This window comes from Jidongwangia harbinensis (genome assembly GCF_020216025.1).
GTDB classification, from domain to species: Bacteria; Actinomycetota; Actinomycetes; order Mycobacteriales; family Micromonosporaceae; genus Actinoplanes; species Actinoplanes harbinensis.
The window spans coordinates 127,087-148,737 of sequence record NZ_JAIWNC010000023.1; the positions used below are offsets into that span (position 1 = coordinate 127,087).

Annotated in this window: 17 protein-coding genes and 1 pseudogene; 7 read left to right on the top strand and 11 right to left on the bottom strand. The window is 72.5% G+C overall.

The annotated features are described in order from the left end of the window. Positions 1-97: 97 nt before the first annotated feature. The gene (locus tag LDL48_RS26380) at positions 98-919 is read right to left on the bottom strand and encodes a hypothetical protein (RefSeq protein ID WP_225257914.1); all 822 of its coding nucleotides are present in this window, start codon (positions 917-919) and stop codon (positions 98-100) included. Between the two features lie 816 nt (positions 920-1,735). On the opposite strand from LDL48_RS26380, the gene LDL48_RS26385 reads away from it, so the two are divergent. The 3 genes and pseudogenes from LDL48_RS26385 to LDL48_RS45155 all read left to right on the top strand — a co-directional run. Next, complete coding sequence (locus LDL48_RS26385; protein WP_225257915.1) at positions 1,736-2,458, top strand: hypothetical protein; 723 nt, start codon at positions 1,736-1,738, stop codon at positions 2,456-2,458. Between the two features lie 468 nt (positions 2,459-2,926). Continuing rightward, a complete protein-coding gene (locus LDL48_RS26390) occupies positions 2,927-3,985 on the top strand; it encodes a recombinase family protein (protein ID WP_225257916.1) in 1,059 nt (352 codons plus the stop codon). Beyond that, positions 3,982-4,050 (top strand): annotated as a pseudogene (locus tag LDL48_RS45155) (hypothetical protein); the annotation flags it as partial. The gene LDL48_RS26390 and the pseudogene LDL48_RS45155, both read left to right, overlap by 4 nt. 442 nt (positions 4,051-4,492) lie before the next feature. Here LDL48_RS45155 and LDL48_RS26400 read toward each other — a convergent pair. The 4 genes from LDL48_RS26400 to LDL48_RS26415 form a co-directional block, all read right to left on the bottom strand. Further along, entirely contained in the window at positions 4,493-5,116 is a 624-nt protein-coding gene (locus tag LDL48_RS26400; protein WP_225257918.1) for a hypothetical protein, read from the bottom strand. A 4-nt stretch (positions 5,117-5,120) separates the two neighbouring features. Continuing rightward, positions 5,121-6,521, bottom strand: coding sequence for a serine hydrolase domain-containing protein (locus LDL48_RS26405; RefSeq protein WP_225257919.1), 1,401 nt, complete (start codon positions 6,519-6,521; stop codon positions 5,121-5,123). Between the two features lie 70 nt (positions 6,522-6,591). After that, positions 6,592-8,700, bottom strand: coding sequence for a glycogen debranching protein GlgX (glgX, locus tag LDL48_RS26410; RefSeq protein WP_225257920.1), 2,109 nt, complete (start codon positions 8,698-8,700; stop codon positions 6,592-6,594). Positions 8,701-8,789: 89 nt separating this feature from the next. Then, entirely contained in the window at positions 8,790-9,293 is a 504-nt protein-coding gene (locus tag LDL48_RS26415) for a PRC-barrel domain-containing protein (protein ID WP_225257921.1), read from the bottom strand. A 311-nt stretch (positions 9,294-9,604) separates the two neighbouring features. On the opposite strand from LDL48_RS26415, the gene LDL48_RS26420 reads away from it, so the two are divergent. Both LDL48_RS26420 and LDL48_RS26425 read left to right on the top strand, forming a co-directional pair. Next, on the top strand, positions 9,605-10,663 hold the full coding sequence (locus LDL48_RS26420) for a spore photoproduct lyase family protein (RefSeq protein ID WP_225257922.1): 1,059 nt from the start codon (positions 9,605-9,607) through the stop codon (positions 10,661-10,663). A 60-nt stretch (positions 10,664-10,723) separates the two neighbouring features. Next, positions 10,724-11,263 (top strand): P-loop nucleotide/nucleoside kinase family protein, encoded by a 540-nt coding sequence (locus LDL48_RS26425; RefSeq protein ID WP_225257923.1) that lies wholly within the window; start codon positions 10,724-10,726, stop codon positions 11,261-11,263. A 120-nt stretch (positions 11,264-11,383) separates the two neighbouring features. Here the strand turns inward: LDL48_RS26425 and LDL48_RS26430 are convergent, their stop codons facing one another. Beyond that, positions 11,384-11,809 (bottom strand): NUDIX domain-containing protein, encoded by a 426-nt coding sequence (locus LDL48_RS26430; protein ID WP_225257924.1) that lies wholly within the window; start codon positions 11,807-11,809, stop codon positions 11,384-11,386. Positions 11,810-12,200: 391 nt separating this feature from the next. On the opposite strand from LDL48_RS26430, the gene LDL48_RS26435 reads away from it, so the two are divergent. Next, complete coding sequence (locus LDL48_RS26435) at positions 12,201-12,917, top strand: 3-keto-5-aminohexanoate cleavage protein (protein WP_225257925.1); 717 nt, start codon at positions 12,201-12,203, stop codon at positions 12,915-12,917. On the opposite strand, the gene LDL48_RS26440 is transcribed toward LDL48_RS26435, so the two are convergent. From LDL48_RS26440 to LDL48_RS26450, 3 genes are all read right to left on the bottom strand, one after another. Next, a complete protein-coding gene (locus LDL48_RS26440; RefSeq protein WP_225257926.1) occupies positions 12,905-13,990 on the bottom strand; it encodes a spore photoproduct lyase family protein in 1,086 nt (361 codons plus the stop codon). The genes LDL48_RS26435 and LDL48_RS26440 overlap by 13 nt on opposite strands. 28 nt (positions 13,991-14,018) lie before the next feature. Then, positions 14,019-15,869: a SpoIIE family protein phosphatase gene (locus tag LDL48_RS26445; RefSeq protein WP_225257927.1), complete on the bottom strand. Its 1,851-nt coding sequence runs from the start codon at positions 15,867-15,869 to the stop codon at positions 14,019-14,021. A gap of 138 nt (positions 15,870-16,007) precedes the next feature. Continuing rightward, the gene (locus tag LDL48_RS26450) at positions 16,008-16,346 is read right to left on the bottom strand and encodes a type II toxin-antitoxin system PemK/MazF family toxin (protein ID WP_225257928.1); all 339 of its coding nucleotides are present in this window, start codon (positions 16,344-16,346) and stop codon (positions 16,008-16,010) included. A 135-nt stretch (positions 16,347-16,481) separates the two neighbouring features. Here LDL48_RS26450 and gnd point away from each other — a divergent pair, with 135 nt between their 5' ends. Beyond that, positions 16,482-17,915: an NADP-dependent phosphogluconate dehydrogenase gene (gene gnd, locus LDL48_RS26455; protein WP_225257929.1), complete on the top strand. Its 1,434-nt coding sequence runs from the start codon at positions 16,482-16,484 to the stop codon at positions 17,913-17,915. 37 nt (positions 17,916-17,952) lie between these two features. Here the strand turns inward: gnd and LDL48_RS26460 are convergent, their stop codons facing one another. Together LDL48_RS26460 and LDL48_RS44235 are read right to left on the bottom strand one after the other, a co-directional pair. Further along, entirely contained in the window at positions 17,953-20,265 is a 2,313-nt protein-coding gene (locus LDL48_RS26460; RefSeq protein ID WP_225257930.1) for a putative bifunctional diguanylate cyclase/phosphodiesterase, read from the bottom strand. A gap of 126 nt (positions 20,266-20,391) precedes the next feature. After that, on the bottom strand, positions 20,392-21,552 hold the full coding sequence (locus LDL48_RS44235) for a CPBP family intramembrane glutamic endopeptidase (protein WP_272493092.1): 1,161 nt from the start codon (positions 21,550-21,552) through the stop codon (positions 20,392-20,394). Between the last annotated feature and the right edge of the window lie 99 nt (positions 21,553-21,651).

A 21,651-nucleotide genomic window follows, 5' to 3' on the forward strand; every position in this document is an offset into this window, starting at 1 on the left:
CCGGCGCCACAACGTGATCCCGGGGCGCCGACGCCGGCCGCCTCTTGCGGTCCGATGTCTTGCCCACCAAGGCCCTGCGTTGGGTGCCCAACGCGGCCTATGCCGCCGCGCCGCTACCCAACGCCGGCCCAACACCACGCCCCGGGCGGCTGGTGTTGGGCCGGTTGCGGCGCGAGCGCAGCGGCACGAACGACAACTCGCCCGCCCCGATCGCGTCGGCGAGGCGTTTCTCTGCCCGCGTCCTCCACGCCGACGCCAGCTGCGGGGAGATCCCGATCCGCGCGGCCACGCCGGCCAGGGTCTGGTCGTCCAGCCGGGTGGCGGCGATCAGATTGGCCTCGTCCCGGTCGAGCACGGCGACCGCCACCGCGCGGGCCAGCACCAGATCCGGGTGATCCCAGGGCCGGATCGGCATCACCGCCCCCAGCTCGCCGGAGCGGATCAGCATCGTGTCGGATTCGGCTTCACGGACCTTGCGGGCGGCACGGACCCCGGCCTCGATCAGCCGGCCGCAGATCCGCGCCGCGTCGAGGTCGACCCGCGCAAGGCACTCCATGAACCCCAGCAGCAGTTCAGCGTCCAGGTCGTGGGTGTCGCCACGCCAGCCGGCGGCCAGCATGCCCGCCTGGCGGCGCAGGCCGGGCATCGCCATTCCGACAGCGGCGACCCGCCACGCCGGCCCGTCCCGGCGAGCCCGCACGACTAGCTCCCGCCACACCGCGTTACGGACCTGCGGGCTCGTGCCCGCCGCCAGCACCAGCCGGCGCAGCTCGTCCAGCGGCAGGATCCGGTCGGGCAGCCCGTCGAAGCCGCGGGCGTCGAACGGCACATGCGTCGGCGCTTCAGCCAGCAGGGTGAACGCCTTCTCGGCCGCCTCCAGCGGCGTCGACGGCCAAGGCGAAGAGGTAGAGGTAGACATGCAGAACTCCCGAATGGTGGGTGCGCCACGGTGACCCCGGGCGCGTGAGCCGCCATTCAGGCAGGTTCAGCCAACATCAACCGAAGTGGCCGTCGGCGGCGTCCGGCTGTTGGCGCAGGTCACGACCGCCCAACAGGCCGCGGCACGCGAACCCGGCCTCGGCGCCGATGAACAAGGGCTGCGACAACGGCGCAGGTCAGGCGGCCAGTTGGGCGCGGTTGGGCAGGCCGCCGTCTTCCGGGCTCGCGACCGGGTAGCCGGCGTGGCGCAGCGGCAGCATGGCCGGGGACGTTCCGACGTCCAAGGTGCGTCAGGCGACACGCCTTGTGCACTCAAGACGCGACGACGGCGGTCACGGCCGGGTCGGCGAGCGTCGGAGACCCTTGGTCGCGGAACCCTCTCACCCCGTCGCCCGATGGCTGACCCCGAGAACCCGGCTTCATGGTGCCGCCACCGGTTGCCGTCTACCACGATCGGCTCGAGGTTCTGACCTTGACGCGCGACCCAACGCCTCGCCTGATCGCACGGCGACGCCACCCAACACGGGCGCCCGGCGCAGCCGCCTTCACCTCCACAACGGCCCATAGCATGCCCACCCAACAGAAGAGCGAACGGCGCGTGTGGGGCCCAGCCGGACGGCTCGTTGGGTAAACCCGGCTTCTCGCCCGAAGTCCTGTTGGGCCAGGCCGCCGGACACGCGATGGGACTGTTGGGTTGGCGTTGAGTTGCGCCGACGCGTCCAGCCCGGCGAATCCCGGCTGCGCGGCGCTTTAGTGAAATGCGAACACGGCTCGTCGGCGCGGGAGCGACCCGCCCATGACTGCCCATGACAAGAACGCTTCCGTCGCCCCGGGCGCCGGGACTGACACGGCGCCCGACACCCCTGCCACCACCCCCGCCAGTCGCGACACGCCCGCCGTCATCGTCTGGCGGATCAGCCCGGACAGCGATGCCAGCGCTGACACGACCGGAAATCCTGACGCCGGTGACAACCCGCTGACCGCACGACTGGCACGCCACCTCGTCAAGATCTACAGCGACGTCCACGCCACAGTCGTCGACTTCGACGCCGACCCCACCCTTCAGCGCGCGGCCGAGGCAACCGGGCGTACCTACTCGACGATCACCGACCTCAGCGAGGCGGCTCCGGAGACCCAGCCGTCCGGGCCGGCCGCGCTGATCCTGCTGCGCTGGCCCCGCCCGGCCACCGACGAACCGGGATCGGACGCCAACAGCCTTCTCAGGCGCTGCCAAAGGCACCTCGCGGACCACGGCAGCACCATCGTCGTCGTCACGACCATCCCACCGGGCACCGGCGGGCCCAGCTACCGCGATCACGAGCAGGTCCTGCTGCCCGCCGCAAGGTCCGCCGGGCTGCGCCACCTGCACGACATCGTCCCCATCGACGCCGTCGACGGCCGGGACGCCTTCACGTATGCGACCGGCCAGCGGTCCGCCCGGGTGACTGAGTCCGGCGGACCGCGACAGGACGGCGTCACGACCTTGGTGGTCTTCGGTCATCGCGGGCGGCGACCGTGACATCCCGCGACAGCGGCGACAGGAACCGGCACGGGGGCGACAGGAACGGCGGCCCGTTCCTGTCGCCCCTGCCACGCCACCGGCGCCCGGTGACAGAAACCTGTCGCCGGGTGACAGAGACGAACAGCCGAGCCGCCAGGCCGCGATGACTGACCGCGACATCCGACGCGGCGACCACGACATGACACGGCCGGTCGGCGACGCGAACCGCCGCGACCGCGACACGCGGCAAATCGCGGAAAGTCGCGCCGGGCAGGCCTTGCCTGCCGCAATTGAGTCAAACTACCCTGCCCCGGCCCTGACCGGACCCGCCGTACAGAAGCCTGATGGCCTACGAATCGAGCTTCCGCAGCACGACCCGGTCATCACCCCGGCGGCAGCTCGCGCACTACTACGGCTAGTCCAACGAGCTACAGCGCGGCGCGACCAGCCGGACGACTAGCAAACCCCACAACTCGGGAGTAGCCCATGAGATTCGCCTTCTACGGACGGGTGTCCACCGAAGACAATCAAGATCCCCAAGCGTCTTACAACTGGCAGTTCACCCGTGCCCGCGGGCTCATCGAACCCGCGGGACACACCATCGTCGCCGACTTCTTCGATATCGGTACGTCGCGTTCGCTGCCGTGGAAGCGTCGGCCCCGTGCCACCGAACTGCTGGCCGCGTTGAAGGACCCGCGGCGCGGGTTCGACGGTGTCGTCATCGGTGAACCGCAGCGTGCGTTCTACGGCAACCAGTTCGGTCTCACCTTCCCGATCTTCGAGCACTACCGCGTCCAGCTGTGGGTTCCTGAAGTTGGCGGGGCCGTCGATCCGGGCAGCGACGCCCACGAACTGGTCATGGCCCTTTACGGCGGCATGAGCAAAGGTGAACGCAACCGCATCAAGATCCGCGTGAGGTCCGCGATGGCCGCCCAAGCCGCGATGGAAGGCCGTTTCCTTGGTGGACGCCCGCCCTATGGCTACCGGCTCGCCGACGCCGGACCGCACCCGAATCCCGGCAAGGCGGCCGACGGTAAGCGCCTGCACCGGCTCGAAGCCGACCCGATCACCGCACCGGTCGTGCAACGCATCTACCGCGAATACCTGGCCGGGTCGGGAATCTACGCCATCGCCGAAGGGCTCACCCGCGACGGGATCCTCTCGCCCTCGGCCGCCGACCCGGCCCGCAACTCCCACCGCCACATCCAGGCCTGGGGCAAGAGCGCCATCCGGGTCATACTCACCAACCCCCGCTACACCGGCCGCCAGGTCTGGAACAAACAACGCAAGGCCGAAATCCTCATCGACGTCGACGACGTCGCGCTAGGGCACGAAACCAAGATGCGTTGGAACCCGACCCGGGAATGGGTCTACTCCACCACCCGGGCACACGAAGCGCTCGTCGACGACGAAGCCTTCGAACAGGTCCAGACCATGATCGCCGCTGGCGCGAAACGGCCCGACGTCGACCGCAAGCCGCGACGCAGCAAGCGCAGCTATGCCTTCTCGGCCTGCTCTTCTGCGGTCTATGCGATCGCAGGATGATCGGCAGCTTCAACAACGGCCGCAACCACTACCGCTGCACCTACAGCTCCGAGTACGCCGACGCCAACCGGCTGGCCCACCCGCGCAGCCTCTACCTGCGCGAGGACAAGATCGTCGAACTCGTCGACCCCTGGATCCGCCGGGCCTTCTCCCCCGCCAACCTGCGCACCACGCTGCAGGCGATGGCCGATGCCCAACACGACGACGCCGACCAGCATCGCGTCCTCGCCGCACGGGAAAAGATCAAGACCTGTCAGACCAAGCTCGACCGGTACCGTGCCGCACTCGACGCCGGTACCGACCCGGTCCTGGTCCAGCAGTGGATCACCCAGGTCCAAGCCGAGAAAGCTGTCGCCGAGGCCGACCTACGACGAATCACCGGACGCCGCACCATGACCCCTGACGAGATCAACACCCTGGTCGAGGCCATGGCAGGTATCGCGACGATCCTGCGGCGAGCCGACCCCACGGACAAAGCCAAGGTCTACCGACAACTTGGAATCAAGCTCACATACAAGCCAGGCCTCCGCTTGATTCAAGCAGAGGCCTCGCCAAATGGATCTTGTACTCAAGTGTGTCCGAGGCCGGATTCTTGTCGCAGTTCCAGCCGCCGTCCGGCCACTGCCAGCGGAGCAGCCGGGACACCAGGTCGGCGCAGCGCGGGTCGGCCAGCCCGAGCGTGCACAGGAACCACAGCGCGTTGCCCTGCTGCGAGGCGCACCGGCGGGGCCGGCCCCGGATGACCGGCACCCCGCGCCGCCGGTACGCCGCCGACTTGGCGTCCGCCACGAACCCGACGTCGTACGACGGGTTCAGCCAGGTGTCGAGGACCAGGTCGCGCAGCGGGTGCAGCGCGGCGTCGCCGGGCGGGTAGCCGAGGTCGGCGAGGGCGGCCAGCGCCCAGTGCGCACCCTGCCACTTGGCGTACGTCCCCGGCGGGTCGGCCGAGCGGCACGGCGCCAGGAGCCGGCGCACCCGTTCCGAGTCGCGGATCTGGTCCCGGAGCGCGTCCAGGCCGGCGCCGTCCGGTGCCTCGCCGAGCACCCGGGTGCGGACCTTCCACCGGATCGACGGCTCGGCCGAGGACAGCAGCGCGTCGACGATCGGCCCGTGCCCGCCGCTGCCCGTCACCCGGTCATTGTGCCCCTGCGGCGCCGGGTCCGGGGACCCGCCAGCCGTCCGGGTCGACGCCGCCGGGCACCGCGGCGGCCGGGTCGTAGGGGCGGCGGGTGAACACGAACGTGCCGAGGTCGAGGTGGCTCACCGCACCGGCGGCGTCCCGTACGACCCGCAGCCGTTCGCCGGCGAAGTAGCCGTTGAGCCCGATCCAGCTGCCGTCGCCGGCCGGGCGCAGCCGGGTTCCCCGGCCCACCGCGCGCAGCCCGGTCAGGTCCAGGAAGCCGTCGGCCACCGGGCGCAGCAGGTACGGGGCCGGCCCCCAGTACCAGGGCCCGGCGAGATCCAGCAGGTCCGGGTCGACCACGGGCAGCGGCCGCCACGGCGCCGGGATCCGCGGCTCCCGCTCGGCCACCGTGGCCACCAGGTCGGCGGCCATCGTGCTCACCGGGAGTCCGGCGGTCACGTTGCCGAGAACGACGGCGCCCAGCCCGTCCTCCTCGCTCACCCAGACGGTGGCGAGGAAACCCGGCAGCGAGCCGGTGTGGCCGACCAGCAGCCGCCCGTCCCGGCGGAGGATCTGGGTGCCGAGGCCGTAGCCGCTGTCCAAGGTGGCGGCCTCGGGCGGAGACGACGGGGTACGCATCTCCGCCACCGTGTCCGGGTGCAGCACCCGTTCGTCGCCGTCGAGCAGCAGGACCGCGAGCCGGGCCAGATCCGCCGCGGTGGACCAGAGCTGCCCGGCCGGCGCCATCCGCCCGGTGTCCACGTCCGGTTCCGGCAGCAGCACGTCGGCCCAGGGGTGCACCGCCCAGCCGGTGGCGTGCGGCGCGGCCGGGACCAGCGCGGTCCGGGTCATGCCCAGCGGGTCCAGCACCTCGCGGCGCAGCACCTCGCCCCACGGCTCGCCGCGCAACCGCTCCACCAGCGCGCCGAGCAGCGCGTACCCCGGATTGGAGTAGTGGTGGCGCCCGCCCGCCGGATGCGGCTGCGGTTCGGCACCGAGCACATCGGCCAGTTCCGGCCGCAGGTCGCCCGGGGTCCGCTCCCACCACGGTCCGGGCGGGTCCGCGCGCAGCCCGGCGGTGTGCGCCAGCAGCGCACCGATCGTGGCCTGTCCCGCCGACGTGCCGGGCAGGTGCTCGGCCAGCGGATCGGTCAGCGCCAGCCGGCCCTCGTCGCGCAGGCGCAGCACCAGCAGCGCCACGAAGGTCTTGGTGATCGAGCCGATGCGGTACTGGACGTCGCCGTCCGGCGGACGCCCGTCCACGCTCCCCCAGCCCTCCACCCACACCGGGCACCCGTCACGCACCACGGCGGCCACGGCCGACGGCGCCCGCCCCTGCACCTGACCGGTGGCGAGACGGTGGCGCAGGGCGCGGCGGGTTTCGGCCAGGAGATCGGTGCCGGTCGCTGACATGCCGGCGAACGTACCAATGATGACGATCGCGCGGCATCCGGGCGCCCGGACCGGGGCGGCGCGGCCCGGGTCAGTAGCGGCACCGCAGGACGACCATGGTGTGGCCGCCGACCTCGCGCGTGCCGCCGGCCTTGATCGTGCGCCGGCGGGCCGCCAGCAGCGGGTCCGCGGTGTCCACCACGGCCTCCCAGGTGCTGCCGTACTGCGCCGGCGGCACGGTGAACGTCACCGTCTCGCCGAGCGGGTTGAACAGCACCAGGAACGAGTCGTCGATGATCGGCTCGCCCAGCGCGTCGCGCTCGGGGATGCCGTGGCCGTTGAGGAACACGGTCATGGTCATGCCGCTCTGGGTGTTCCAGTCCTGGTCGGTCATCAGCTCGCCGTCGCGGCGCAGCCAGGCGATGTCCTCGATCTTCGAACCGGGCACCTCCTCGCCGCGGAAGAAGCGGCGGCGGCGGAAGATCGGGTGGTCCTTGCGGAGCTGGGTGAGGTGCGCGGTGAACAGCTGCAGCACGTCGTGGTGGCGAGCGGCCTCCCAGTCGATCCAGCTCAGCTCGTTGTCCTGGCAGTACACGTTGTTGTTGCCCAGCTGGGTGCGGCCGATCTCGTCGCCGTGCACGATCATCGGCACGCCCTGCGAGAGCAGCAGCGTGGCGAGGAAGTTGCGCTTCTGCCGTTCCCGCAGCGCGTTGATCTCGCCGTCCTCGGTGGGGCCCTCGACGCCGCCGTTCCAGGACCGGTTGTGGCTCTCGCCGTCGCGGTTGCCCTCGCCGTTGGCGTCGTTGTGCTTGTCGTTGTAGGACACCAGGTCGTGCAGCGTGAAGCCGTCGTGCGCGGTGACGAAGTTGATCGAGGCGATGGGCCGCCGGCCGTCGATCTCGTACAGGTCCGAGGAACCGCTGAAGCGGGACGCGAACTCGCCCAGGCTGGACGGCTCGCCGCGCCAGAAGTCGCGGACCGAGTCGCGGTACTTGCCGTTCCACTCCGTCCACAGCGGCGGGAAACCGCCGACCTGGTAGCCGCCGTCGCCGACGTCCCACGGCTCGGCGATCAGCTTCACCTGGCTGACCACCGGGTCCTGGTTGACCAGGTCGAAGAACGCGGCCAGCCGGTTCACCTCGTGGAACTCCCGGGCCAGCGCGCTGGCCAGGTCGAACCGGAAGCCGTCCACATGCATCTCGGTGACCCAGTAACGCAACGAGTCCATGATCAGCCGCAGCGACTCGTGGTGCCGCACGTTGAGGCTGTTGCCCGTACCCGTGGTGTCGTAGTAGTACTGCTTGTCCGCCTCCACCAGCCGGTAGTAGGCCGGGTTGTCGATGCCCCGGAACGACAGCGTCGGGCCGAGGTGGTTGCCCTCGGCGGTGTGGTTGTAGACCACGTCGAGGATGACCTCGATGCCGGCCCGGTGCAGCGCCTTCACCATCGTCTTGAACTCCTGCACCTGACCGCCGTGCCCGCCGAACGAGGCGTAGCCGTTGTGCGGCGCGAAGAACCCGATGGTGTTGTAACCCCAGTAGTTCGACAGGCCGCGCTCGGCCAGCGTGCTGTCGTGCACGAACTGGTGCACCGGCATCAGCTCCACCGCGGTCACACCGAGCTTCTGGAAATGCTTGATCATCTCCGGGTGGGAGAGGCCGGAGTACGTGCCCCGCACGTCCTCGGGCACCTTCGGGTGCCGGGCGGTCATCCCCTTGACGTGCGCCTCGTAGATCACCGTCTCGTGCATCGGGATCCGCAGCGGGGTGTCGTTGGCCCAGTCGAAGAACGGATTGATCACCACCGAGCGCATCGCGTACGGCGCCGAGTCGGTGTCGTTGTACGAGTCCGGGTCACCGAAGCGGTACGAGAACAACGCCTCGTCCCACTCGATGCCACCGTCGATCGCCTTCGCGTACGGATCGAGCAGCAGCTTGCTGGGATTGCACCGCAGCCCGGCCCGCGGGTCGTACGGGCCGTGCACCCGGTAGCCGTACCGCTGGCCGGGCACGATCCGGGGCAGGTACCCGTGCCACACCAGGGCCTCGCGTTCCGGCAGGTCGACCCGGGTCTCCCGGCCGTCGTCGTCGAACAGGCACAGCTCGACGCGCTCGGCGACCTCGGAGAAGAGCGCGAAGTTCGTGCCGCCGCCGTCGTAGGTGGCGCCGAGGGGGTACGGGTTGCCCGGCCAGATTTTCATGCGCCGTGCGTTCCCCGTCGGGCCGTTCACCAACCCCCGTGACACGCGGGCGTCCCGTGACGACTGCCACGGGACGCCGGCGTACCGGGTCAGCCGTGCTGCTCGGTCACCACATACCGGCGCAGGCGGGCCCGGCCGGTTTCCCCGGTCCGGGCGCCGGCGACCGGGCGGGCCGTCGCGTCGTCGGTCCCCGGCCAGGACGTGTGGTGCTCGGCGTGCCGGGAGTCGGTGCGGGACTCCCGGCCGTAGCCGGCCGTGCCGGTGTCCAGGTCTCCGCCGGCCGCCGGGTACCCGTAGTACCGGTACAGCTCGTCCTCCTCCGCGGGGCTGAGGTCGCCGTCGGCGTCGATCCGCGGGGCGTTCTTGACGGTGTCGGAGTCGAACGGCACCACGATCCGGTCATCGGTGAGCGACGCCCGCTGCAGGGGGACGAACGACTCCTTGGTGCCGAACAGCCCGGTCTTGACCGAGACCCACTCCGGGTCGCCGCTGCGGTTGTCGAGATAGACCTGACCGGCCGAGCCGATCTTGCCGCCGCCGGACTCGTAGACGTCCTTGCCGAATAGCCTCTGGATGTCATTCCTGGTGATCATGCGAGCCCTTTCCATGGGGGATGGAAACGCACGAAACCGCTGCTCAGCGGCTCGTACGTGATCTCAGATGCCCGCCCATGCACCGCATAAACAATGGCGTTGTGAATTGTTTCCCGGCCACCTCGATGCATTACCCGAAAGGATTAAGAATGCGCCACGAGCGGTGGCCGCACGGCGGTGCGGCCGACTCGGTGGTACACCGGCGTGGTCGTGGACGCCGCGCCCGCCCGGCGAGGCGGAGACCGGCCGAGCCGGTCCGCCGTTCCCCTTCGGAGGGGAATCCGACCAGCTCAGCGGCCGTTGTACCGCAGGTGAGCGACGTACTGGACATCCGCCGCATCTACCTCGAGCCGGACGCGGCCGCGCTGCAGCGCGGCAAGGAGGTGCTGGCCCGCTGGCCGGACGCCGAGCGCGTCGAGGTGGCCAGCCACCAGCGGATCCCGGAGCTGTACGGCGACGAGACGAACGTCGGCCGCTGGGTCCGGATCAAGCGGGAGGCGCTGGTGCTCGGCGTGAAGCGGTCACTGACCGCCCGCCCGAACGGCCGCTCGGCCGACTTCATCGCGCCGTCGACCGCCAACGGCTGCGCGATGGCCTGCGCCTACTGCTACGTGCCGCGGCGCAAGGGCTACAGCAACCCGATCACGGTCTTCGCCAACATCGACAAGATCACCGGGTACGTGCAGCGCCACGTCGCCCGGCAGGGGGTCAAGCCGGCGCCCAACGAGTGTGACCCGCACGCCTGGGTCTACGACATCGGGGAGAACTCCGACTGCAGCCTGGACGCCCGGATCAGTGACAACGTGCGGGACCTGGTGGAGACGTTCCGGTGGATGCCGACCGCCAAGGCCAGCTTCGCCACCAAACACGTCAACACCGACCTGCTGGACTGGGACCCGCAGGGCCGTACCCGGATCCGGTTCTCGCTGATGCCGCAGGCCGACGCGAAGCTCCTGGACATCCGCACCACGCCGGTGCCCGAGCGGATCGCCGCGATCGACGACTTCGTGGCCGCCGGGTACGAGGTGCACGTCAACTTCAGCCCGGTGGTGGTGCGCGACGGCTGGCTCGCCGACTGGGCCGAACTGCTCGACCAGCTCGACGCCGGCCTGGGCGCCGCGGCCAAGGCCCAGCTCGCCGCCGAAGTGATCTTCCTGACCCACAACGAGAAGCTGCACCAGGTCAATCTGGGCTGGCACCCGAAGGCGGAACAGGTGCTGTGGCGCCCCGACCTGCAGCAGGTCAAGCACTCCCAGAACGGCGCCGAGAACGTCCGGTACCGGACCGGCAGCAAGGGCCGGTACGTGGCCGCCTTGACCGGCCTCATCGCGCAGCGGACGCCGTATTGTCGTATCCGCTATGCCTTCTAGACTGATCATCCCCGTCGACGGGGCGCGCACTCCGGCGATGCGCCTCCCGGTCGCTCGTCCGTGAGCGCTCCGGCCCTGGTGGTGGTGAGCGGCGCACCGGGCAGCGGCAAGACCACGCTGGCGCACACGGTGGCCCGGCACGTCGGCTGCCCCGCGATCTGCCGCGACGAGATCCGCGAGGGCATGGCGCACGCCGGCACCGCCGACCCCACCATGCGCCGCACCCTGGACACGTTCTTCGACACGCTGGGCGTGCTGCTGCGCGCCGGGGTGACCGTGGTGGCCGAGTCCGCCTTCCAGGACCGGCTGTGGCGGCCGATCCTGTCCCCGCTGGCCGGCCTCGCCACCATCCGGATCATCCGGTGCACCGCCGACGCCCGGGTGTCCCGCGACCGGATCGCCCGCCGTCTGGTCACCGACCGGCACCGTGCCGCGCACCGGGACCGGGAACTGCTGCGCGGCCTCGACGACGGCACCCGGTCGCTGGCCGACTGGACACCGATCGCGCTCAGCGTGCCGACCCTGGTCGTGGACACCAGCGACGGCTACGCGCCCGGCCTGGACACCATCGTGGCGTTCGCGGCCGGCCCGCGCCCCTGACCACGGGCGGCCGCTGGGGCACCGGCCGCACCCCTGACCACGGGCGGCCAGTGGGCACCGGCCGCACCCCTGGCCACGGGCGGCCAGTGGGCACCGGCCGCACCCCTGACCGCGGCGGCCCTACGGCGCCGGCTTCCCGCCTACCGGGAGCAGCTCGAGCGTCGCGGGCAGCTGGGAGTGCAGCGGCGCGGGCAGCGCGTTCGGGGCGAACCAGCCGAGCCGGTCGAACTTGTGCGGCTCACCGATCGCCACCGCCTCCGGGTCGACCCGTACCGCGAACACGATCGCCACCCAGTGCGACGGCGGGTCCTCGCGCAGCACGTTGCGCACGCCGAGCAGGGTGGTGCCGAGGGGCTCGGTGGCGTACTCCTCGCGTACCTCCCGGGCCACCGCCGCCTCGAACGTCTCGCCGAACTCCAGGGCCCCGGCGCCGCAGTCCCAGGCACCGGGTTCGTCCCGGGCACCGGGCGAACGGCGGGCCAGCAGGATCCGGCCTTCGTCGTCCCGGCACACGAAGACACAGGAGACGTCGGGCTTGCGGGTCACGGGCGCCTCCCCGGGCGGTCGCGGACGGTCGCCGCCATGGTGCCGCAGACGCGCCCGTCCTCGGGCACCGGGCCCGCCCCGCGACGTGTCGGCCCCCTCACCCAAACCCCTACGCCCCACACCCGACAGCACCCACCCGCCCGTGTCGACCTACGGCGCGCTCCAAACCCCAACGCCCCACACCCGACAGCACCCACCCGCCCGTGTCGACCTACGGCGCGCTCCAAACCCGAACTCCCCACACCCGACAGCACCCACCCGCCCGTGTCGACCTACGGCGCGCTCCAAACCCCAACGCCCCACCCCGATCGCGCCTGCCAACGGCACCTCCGAACCCGCGCTCCCCGCAGCAAGTCGGCGCGCTGCCACGGCGGTCTGGCAGGCTGGACGGGTGATCAGACGGATCAAGGCGTGCCTGAACGGCGGCCGCACCGACCCGCCGGTACCGGTCACTCCGGCGCAGCTGGCGGACGCCGCGACCGGGGCGGTGGCGGCCGGCGCCGAGGCCGTACACCTGCATCCGCGCGGCCCGGACGGCCACGAGTCCCTGGCCGCGGCGGACGTCGGCGCGGCGGTGTCCGCGGCCCGCCGGGCCGGAGCGCCGGTGGGCGTGTCGACCGGACTGTGGATCACCGGCGGGGACGTCGCCGCACGGCAACGGCTGGTGCGGGGCTGGGCCGAGCTGGACGACCGGCCCGACTTCGCGTCCGTCAACGTGGGCGAGGAGGGGTACGCCGGCCTGGTGGACACGCTCACCGGCCTCGGCGTGGCGGTCGAGGCGGGGGTGTGGACGCCGGCCGAGGCGGACCGGGCCGGCGACGTGAGCCGGATTCTGGTGGAGATCATCGGTACGCCGGCCGGCGCGGCGGTGTCCGCGGCCGACGCCGTGCTGGACCGGCTGCACCGGCTCGACTTGCGGGTGCCGGTGCTGCTGCACGGCGAGGACGCGGCGTGCTGGCCGCTGGTGGCGCACGCCGGGCGGCTCGGCCTGCCCACCCGGATCGGGTTCGAGGACACCCTGACCTTTCCGGACGGCTCCCCCGCGCCCGACAACGCCGCCCTGGTCCGGCGGGCGCTGGCGGTGTGGACGGCCGGTCAGGTCCAGTAGAGCACGCGGCAGCCGGGCAGCCGCCGGGCGATCTCGGTGTCGAACCAGTCGCGCAGCTCGGCCATGGTCTCGCGGGGGTAGACGTACTTCACCGCGCCGTACCTGCCGTGCTTGCGGCTGCGGGACGCCTCGTCCATCTCCAGACGGGTACGCGGATACCAGCCCAGCAGCACCTCCTTGCTGCCGGGCGTGAACCGGTGGGTGATCAGTTCCGCGGTCAGGTCGAGTCCGGGCACGCCGGCCACCGCGTCGCGGACCGCGTCCAGCAGCAGCCCGTAGTGGGTGCGCCAGTCGGGCACCGGCATGATCGGCGCGATGGTGAGTCCGACCGGGTAGCCGTCCAGGGCGAGCCGGCGCAGCGCGGCCAGGCGGTCCTCCACCCGGGCGGTGCCGCCCTCCAGGCGGGTGCTGACCGGCCGGCAGTTGACGCTGAACCGGACCCGGGTACGCCCGGCGTGCGGCAGCCCGACGAAGCCGTCCACGTCGTCGTACTTGGTGGTCCAGCGCAGTTGCACCGGCGCGTCCCAGGCGCCGAAGTGTTCCACCGCGCGCCGCCAGCTGCCGGTGAGGTGTTCCAGGGCCAGCGGGTCGGTGTAGCAGGACGCCTCGAACGTGGTGCCCTCGTCCGCGCGGGCGGAGCTGCGGCTGGTCACCTGGCCGCGGCCGGCGTAGTCGGTGAGGCCGGTCAGGATCTCGTCGAGGTCGGCGTACACCCGGGTGACCGGCGGGCCGGACAGCGACCCGGCCAGGTAGCAGTACTGGCAGTGCGCGGGGCAGCCCTCGGCCAGGTCGAACCGCCAGTCCGCGCTGGGCGCGATGGGCTGCAGCCGGCGCCGTGACGGCGGGCTCACCACGATGGCCAGGGTGGCCTTGGCCCGGGCGTACGTCTCCCGGTCGGTGGCGCCGCGGACACCGGTGAGCCGGTTCGAGGCGAGCCGTTCCACCTCGAGGCCGCGCGCCTCGGCCAGGGCCATGATCCGGTGCCCGTGCGGGTGGTCGTACGCGGCCGGCGTGGCCACCACCCGCCGCGGCGTCCACCGGCGCGCCGGGCGGGCCACGGTTTCGTCGGTCACCGTGGGGGTGGTACCCGCAGGACGCCGGTCAAACGGCCGACCGGGAACGCAGGAAGCGCCGCAGGTCCTGGGTCTCGCCGGTGGCCGGGCGGGCGGCCAGGATGCAGGTGTCGTCGTCCGGGTTGGCCTGCTGCAGCCGGGCCAGCAGTTCGCCCAGCGGGCGTTCCGGCGACGCGGCGACCGCCTCGTCCACCGCGGAGACCACCGTGGCCAGGCCGTCGTCCAGGCCGTACCGGCGGTGCTCGACCAGGCCGTCGGTGTAGAGCAGCAGCACGTCGCCGACGCACATCTCGACCTCGGCGCATTCGTACCGGGCGTCCTCCAGCACGCCCAGCATCGGGCCGGACGGCCGGGACAGCGGCGCGGTCCGGCCGAACCGGCTCAGCAGCGGCGGCGGGTGCCCGGCCTGGGCCCAGGTGAGCCGGCGGCGGACCGGATCGTAGCGGGCGATGACCGCGGTCGCCCCCAGCTCCGGGTTCTCCGCCTCCAGCTCGCAGGTGAGCCGGTTGAGCTGGTCCAGCAGGACCGCCGGGTCGCTGGTGGTGACCGCCAGGGCGCGCAGCGCGTGCCGCAGCTGGGCCATCGTGGTGGCGGCCTGCATGCCGTGCCCGGACACGTCGCCCACGGCGAGCAGCACCGAGCCGTCGCGCAGCTTGCCGGCGTGGTACCAGTCGCCGCCGACCAGGCTCTCCTGCCCGGCCGGCAGGTAGCGCAGGGCCACCTTCAGCCCGGGGAACTCCAGCGGGCCGTCCGGCAGCGGCAGGATGATGTGCTGCAGCCGGGCGGCCAGGTCGTGCTCGGCGGCCAGGGTGCGGCGCTGCTCGGCGAGCTGCTGTTCCACGTCGGCGAGCCGGCGGACGCTGTCCTCACGGGCGGTGACGTCCTGCACGATGCCGTAGATGCGCAGCGGGCGTCCCTCGGCGTCGCGGATCGCGTCGATCACCGTACGCAGGTGTTTGATGGTGCGGCCGATCCGGACCCGCAGCGTGATGTCGACCCGCTCGGCCCGCTCGAATGCCTCCGCGGCGGCCATCCGCAGCGCCTGGTCCTCCGGCAGCGTCAGCGCCGCCGACTCCTCCCGGCTCAACGGCCCGAGGGCCGGGTCCCGCTCGTAGATCCGGTACAGCTGGGCGGACCAGTGCACCTCGCCGCTGACCAGGTCCCATTCGCCCCAGCCGAGGTTGCCGAGGCGTTCGGTGCCGGCCAGCCGTTCGCTCTCCGGCCGGTCCCCGTCGTGCCGGGTCCAGCTGACCAGCAGGTCGTCGCCGAGCTTGTGGGCGCGTACCGAGAACGTGCCGTCGCCGTGCCGGAACGGGCCGGTCTCGGCCGGGTCGCCGCTGTCCAGCACCGCGGCGTAACGGGCCCAGCGGTCGCTGACCAGGCTCTCCGGGAAGCTCTCGCCGAGCGTGGTGCCGAGCAGGTGCCGGCCGGGCCGTCCGTCGGGGGTGACCGCCTCCGGGCTGACCGCGGCGTACCGCAGGTCGGCCAGCCGGCCGGCCGGGTCGCGGACCGGGGTGAGCAGCGCCACCGAACCGGGCAGCGCGTCCAGGATGTGCTGCACGGCGGACCGCCACGGGTCGGACCGGCGGGCCGGCGCCGGGCCGGGGAACAGCGCGGCCAGCGGCGTCGCGGACGGGTCCGCCCCGGGGTCCGGCAGGTCGAGCAGCGCGATCACGCCGGCCGCCACCTCGGTGAGATCACGTTGCTGCTCCGCGGCCATCCGCAGCAGGTGACCGTGCGCCTCGGTGAGCCGGCACCGGGTGCGGCCGGCGAGCAGGCCCACGGCGCGTTCGACCGTGCCCGCGCCGGCGGTCAGCCGGGACACCGGTGCCCTCAGGTCCTGCACCGCGTCCACGTACGCATGTCTGCCGCCGAGCACCGCACCTCCGATCGCCGTATCCGTGTTCCTGCATACGCGAGCCGTCCACCGGTCGTCATCCCCCGATCGCCCGGGATGCCGCCGACCCGCGGGGCGAGCGGACAAGATCACCCAGACGGACGATGGCGGAACGGCCGATCAGATCTCGAAGAGGTCCCGTACCGCCTCGGCCAGACGGACCATGCTGGCACCGGTGACCATGCCGATCCGCTCGGCGCCGACCGAGGCGGGGAGCCGGCGCATCCGGTTCACCACCACCACGCCGGTGATCGGGTCCTGCTCGGTCAGCGCCACCGCGTACGGCGGCAGCTCGGTGGTGCCGCGCTGGCGCACGATCGGCGCGCAGAACGGCGAGGCGTTGACCCGGTCGTTGTAGGTGTCCGCGGACAGCACGAGCACCCGGTACCGGAGGTCCGTGCGGCTGCCGATGGTCCAGATCTCGCCGCGCTTCATCGGAGCGTCGGTCCCCTCGGCCATGCCCCGGAGCGTACCGCCGGCCCGATCTTCGCCCGCGCCCGGCTCGTCCGGTGCTCACTTGGCGGACGCGGTCGAACTCCCAGCGTCGCGAACACGTAAGAATGACCGGGTGAATCGTGAGGGAAGGACGCGGACATGAGTGAGAAGGCGCAGATCGGGGTCACCGGCCTGGCAGTGATGGGCCGCAACCTGGCCCGTAACTTCGCCCGGCACGGCCACACCGTCGCCGTGCACAACCGCAGCTACGCGCGGACCAAGGAGCTGGTCGAACAGTTCGGCGACGAGGGTACGTTCCTGCCGTCGGAGTCGGCGCAGGACTTCGTGGCCAGCCTGGAACGCCCGCGCCGCGTGGTGATCATGGTCAAAGCTGGTCCGGCCACGGACGCGGTGATCGACGAGTTCGCGCCGCTGCTCGAGCCCGGCGACATGCTGATCGACGCGGGCAACGCGCACTTCGCCGACACCCGGCGGCGCGAGGCGGCGCTGAAGGAGCGCGGGCTGCACTTCGTCGGCACCGGCGTGTCCGGCGGCGAGGAGGGCGCGCTGCACGGCCCGAGCATCATGCCCGGCGGCTCGCGGGAGTCGTACGAGTCGCTCGGCCCGCTGCTGGAGGACATCTCGGCCAAGGTCGACGGCGAGCCGTGCTGCGTGCACGTCGGCCCGGACGGCGCCGGCCACTTCGTCAAGATGGTGCACAACGGCATCGAGTACGCCGACATGCAGCTCATCGCGGAGGCGTACGACCTGCTCCGGCAGGCCGGCGGGCACTCGCCGGCGGAGATCGCGGAGATCTTCAAGGGGTGGAACGAGGGCCGGCTGGGCTCGTACCTGATCGAGATCACCGCCGAGGTGCTCAAGCAGGCCGACCCGGAGACCGGTCAGCCGTTCGTGGACGTGGTGCTGGACCGGGCCGAGCAGAAGGGCACCGGCCGCTGGACCGTGCAGTCGGCGCTGGACCTGGGCGTACCGATCAGCGGCATCGCCGAGGCGGTGTTCGCCCGGGCGCTGTCCGGCGACCCGGTGGCCCGCGAGGCCGCGGCCGGGCTGCCCGGGCCGTCTGCCACCGCCGGCGCCGGCGGCACCGGCCTGCAGGCCGACATCGAGCAGGCGCTGTTCGCCAGCAAGATCGTCGCGTACGCGCAGGGCTTCCAGCAGATCCAGGCCGCCAGCAAGGAGTACGGCTGGGACATCGACCCCGGCGCGATGGCCAAGATCTGGCGGGACGGCTGCATCATCCGGGCGAAGTTCCTGGACTACATCAAGCAGGCGTACGACAAGTCGCCGCAGCTGCCCACGCTGCTGGTGGACGACTACTTCCTGGAGGCGGTCAGCGGCGCCCAGCAGGGGTGGCGGCGGGTCGTGGCGCTGGCCGCGGAGCAGGGCGTCCCGGCGCCCGGGTTCGCGTCGGCGCTGGCGTACTACGACGGCCTGCGGGCGAAGCGGCTGCCCGCCGCGCTGATCCAGGGACAGCGGGACTTCTTCGGCGCGCACACGTACCAGCGGGTCGACAAGCCCGGCGCGTTCCACGTGCTGTGGGCCACCGAGGACCGCAACGAGGTCCCGGCCTGACCGGTCCGCCGGCCCGCCACCACGGCGGGCCGGCGGCCTAGGCCGGCACGACCGGCCGGACCATGGCCATCAGGGCACCGACCTCGGCGGCGGGCAGCGGCCGCGCCAGGTGGAAACCCTGGCCCAGGCGGTAGCCCATCTCGCGCAGCCGGTACAGCTGCGCCTCGCTCTCGATGCCCTCGGCGACCGCGGACAGCTGCAGGTACTCGGCGAGCTGCGCGACGGCGGCGGCCACCGCGAGCCGGCCCCGGTCCTCACCGTCGCAGATCCCGTCGACGAACGACTTGTCCAGCTTCAGCACGTCCACCGGGAACGCCCGCAGCAGGCTCAGCGACGACTGCCCGGTGCCGAAGTCGTCCAGGGCCAGGCGCACGCCCAGCTCGTGCAGCGACTCCAGGGTCTCGCGGACCTGGCGGCCCTCCACCACGGACGACTCGGTGACCTCGAGGACCAGGTTCTGCGGGCGTAACCCGGTCTCGCTGAGCACCGCCACGACCTGGTCGACGAAGGCGCCGTCGCGCAGCTGCCGGGCGGCCACGTTGACGTTGACCGCGCGGATCGCGGCGTCGCCGTACTCGGCCTGCCAGGCGGCGAGCTGACCGCACGCCTGACGCAGCACCCACGCGCCCAGCGGCACGATCAGCCCGGACCGTTCCGCCACCGGGATGAAGTGGCTCGGTGACACCACGCCGCGCGTCGGGTGGGTCCACCGGACCAGCGCCTCGACCCCCGAGATCCGGCCGGTGACCAGGTCGAACACGGGCTGGTAGAGCAGGAACAACTCGTGCCGGATGAGCGCGTTGTGCAGTTCGCTGCCGAGCCGGGCGTGGTTGACGACCTCCTCGCGCATGCGCGGCTCGAACCGGGTCCAGCTGGCCTTGCCGCCGGCCTTGGCGGCGTACATGGCGATGTCGGCGTTGCGCACCACCTCGTCGGCGGAGTCGCCCGGACCGGCCAGGGCGACGCCGACGCTGGCGCGGGCGAGCAGGTGGTGCTCGCCGACCCGGAACGGCACCGAGAGGGCGGCCAGGACCCGCTCCGCCGCGTCGTCCGCGGCCGCCGGATCGTCGAACTCCAGGAGCACGGCGAACTCGTCGGCACCCAGCCGCGCGGGCAGCTCGGTGACCACGGCGTGCGAGCGGAGGCGCTGGGCCACCTCGTACAGCAGCTGGTCGCCGACCGCGTGCCCCATGGTGTCGTTCACGGTCTTGAAGTCGTCGACGTCGACCAGCAGCACGCCGCTCGGCTGGTGCGCGTCCAGCCGCTCGGCGAGCACGGCACCGAACCGGGAGCGGTTGGCCAGGCCGGTGAGCGAGTCGTGCATGGCCAGCCGTTGCAGCTCGGCCTGCTGCTCCTGGATGCCGGTGAGCAGGCGGCGGTTCTCGCGCAGCCCGATCAGCTGGCGCAGCACCACGATCCCGGCGATCAGCAGGGCGCCGATGATGACGGTGCGCTGGTGCCAGCTCATGTCGCGTACCGACACGGCGCCGACCAGCACCGCGGTGGTGACCACGGCGAACGGCGGCAGGACGTTGAAGAAGCTGCGGACGTTGCGGGCGGCCGGCGCGGCGGCGGGCCGGTCCAGCACCCGCAGCTGACGGGCCGCGGCGGCGCTGATCGCGGTCCCGATGACCGGCATGACCAGCACCGACATGGCCAGCCGGGCGGTGTCCGACCCGCCGATCAGCAGCACCGAGGTGACCACGCCGGCCAGCGGCGCGACGGTGAGCATCCGCAGCGACAGCGGGTCGACCGTGCCGGTGGGCGACAGCGCGGCCTTGCCGATGACCACGACCGCGAGCAGTCCGCTGATGCCGACCACCGCGGCGCTGAACCCGGTCACGGACGACGTGTCGGGGGTCGCGGAGTCGAGCACCACATGCACGAAGATGAGGACGCCGGCGACGCCCACCGTGGCGCCGTCCAGCAGCAGCTTCAGCCAGCTGACCAGCGGCCGCCGGCCGAGCGGCAGGTGCAGGAAGCCGATCATCGCCATCACCACGGCGAGCAGCGCGGGCACCGCGGCGTACGGGGAGAGCCCCGGCTTGCCGTCCGGCACCACGAGCGACGCCACGCAGGCCATGCCGAGGCAGACCGAGGCGTGCGAGAAGCGGCGCCAGAAGCCCCGCAGCGGCCGCGACACCACGATCTGCGAACCGATCCGGTAACAGGCCACCGCGGCGGCGGCCGTCGCCACCAGGCCGCCGAGGTGGCCGACGCGGGCCGATCCGCCGTCGTGCAGCGTCAGCCACACCGCGACCGCCACCACGCTCGCCGCCGCGACCGCGGGCGCAACGAGGACCCCGCGGCGGGGAGCGCCCCGGCGGCGTTTCCCGGCGTATCGGGTCATGACGTCGTCCGGCTCCCTGTCGGTCTGGCCCTGTGGCATACCAGTCGGCGGGAAAGCCGGAAAACTGAGAAATGTCCGAAGAGCCGGACCCGCCGCCGAGCGGCCCGGTCCGGCCCGCCGGAACGGTCAGTCACGGCCCCCGGAGCTCGTGGGCGGACCGGCAAGCCGCGGTCCCGGTGCGACGGCCGGCCCGGCCGGCCCGGCGACCGGGAAGCCGGCCGGCTGAGACGGCCCGGCGACCGGGAAAGCGGCCGGCTGGGACGGTACGGCCGCCGGGAAGACAGCCGGCTGGAAGGGCACGGCCGCCGGGATGACAGCCGGCTGGAAGGGCACGGCCGCCGGGAAGACAGCCGGCCCGGACGGCACACCCTCGGGTGCCGCCACCGCGAGCCCCCGGCGGCGGGCGAGCCACAACACCACCACGGTGTACCCCACCAGCACCGGCACGTTCGCCACGACCAGCTGCCACGGCGCGTCCGCGGCGGTCTCGGTCACCGTGAGCTGCCCGGTCGCCGCCGCCAGCGTGGTCGCCACCAGGTTGTTGACCACGTGCAGGGCGACCGCCGCCTCCAGGCCGCCGGTGCGGACCGTCAGATATCCGGCCAGCGTCCCGAACACCACCAGATCCAAGAAGCCCCACGGCGTACCCCACCCGTGCACCGCGGCGAACAGCACCGCCTGCAGCAGGATCGGCACCCACGGGCGACGGGCGAACGCGCCGAACGTCTGCAGCAGCAGGCCGCGGAAGCCGTACTCCTCGGCGGCCGCCTGCACCGGCACCACCGCCAGCAGGACCGCCATGCTGGCGGCGAACGACGTGAGGCCGGTCCAGCCGCCGTCCAGGCCGAGTTCGTCGCCCCCGGCACCGGTGACGGCGAGCAGCGCGGCGCTGCCACCGAACATCAGCAGCAGCGCCGCCACCGCCACCGGCAGGCAGCGCATCAGCCAGCCCCACCGCAGCCGGCCGGTGACCGCGGAGAGCGTTCCGGGCCGGCGTCCCTGCAGCCAGGCCGCGGACAGCACGATCGGCAGCAGCGCCGCCACCGCCAGGAAGTCCACCGCCAGCGACCCGCGCGGGCCGAAGTCCGGCAGGTCGTCCGGCCCGCCCGGCCGGCCCGCCAGCGCGGCCAGCACGGCCACTCCCCCGTACAGGACCGCGGCCGCCACCAACCAGGCGAGAAGTACGGCGAGCACCGTCAGCAGGTGCCGCCACCAGCGGTGTGCGGGGGTGCGGGCGAGCCGGTGGTACGCGGCACCGGGCAGCGGCGAAAATCTCGGCGAGGTCATGACCGGAAGTCTGGTCGGCCGGCCGGCCCCGGCGAATCGGGCTGCGGCCGGAATGTCACCCCCACCCTGGGGCATAGGGGCACCGCGCCGTGGGGTGGA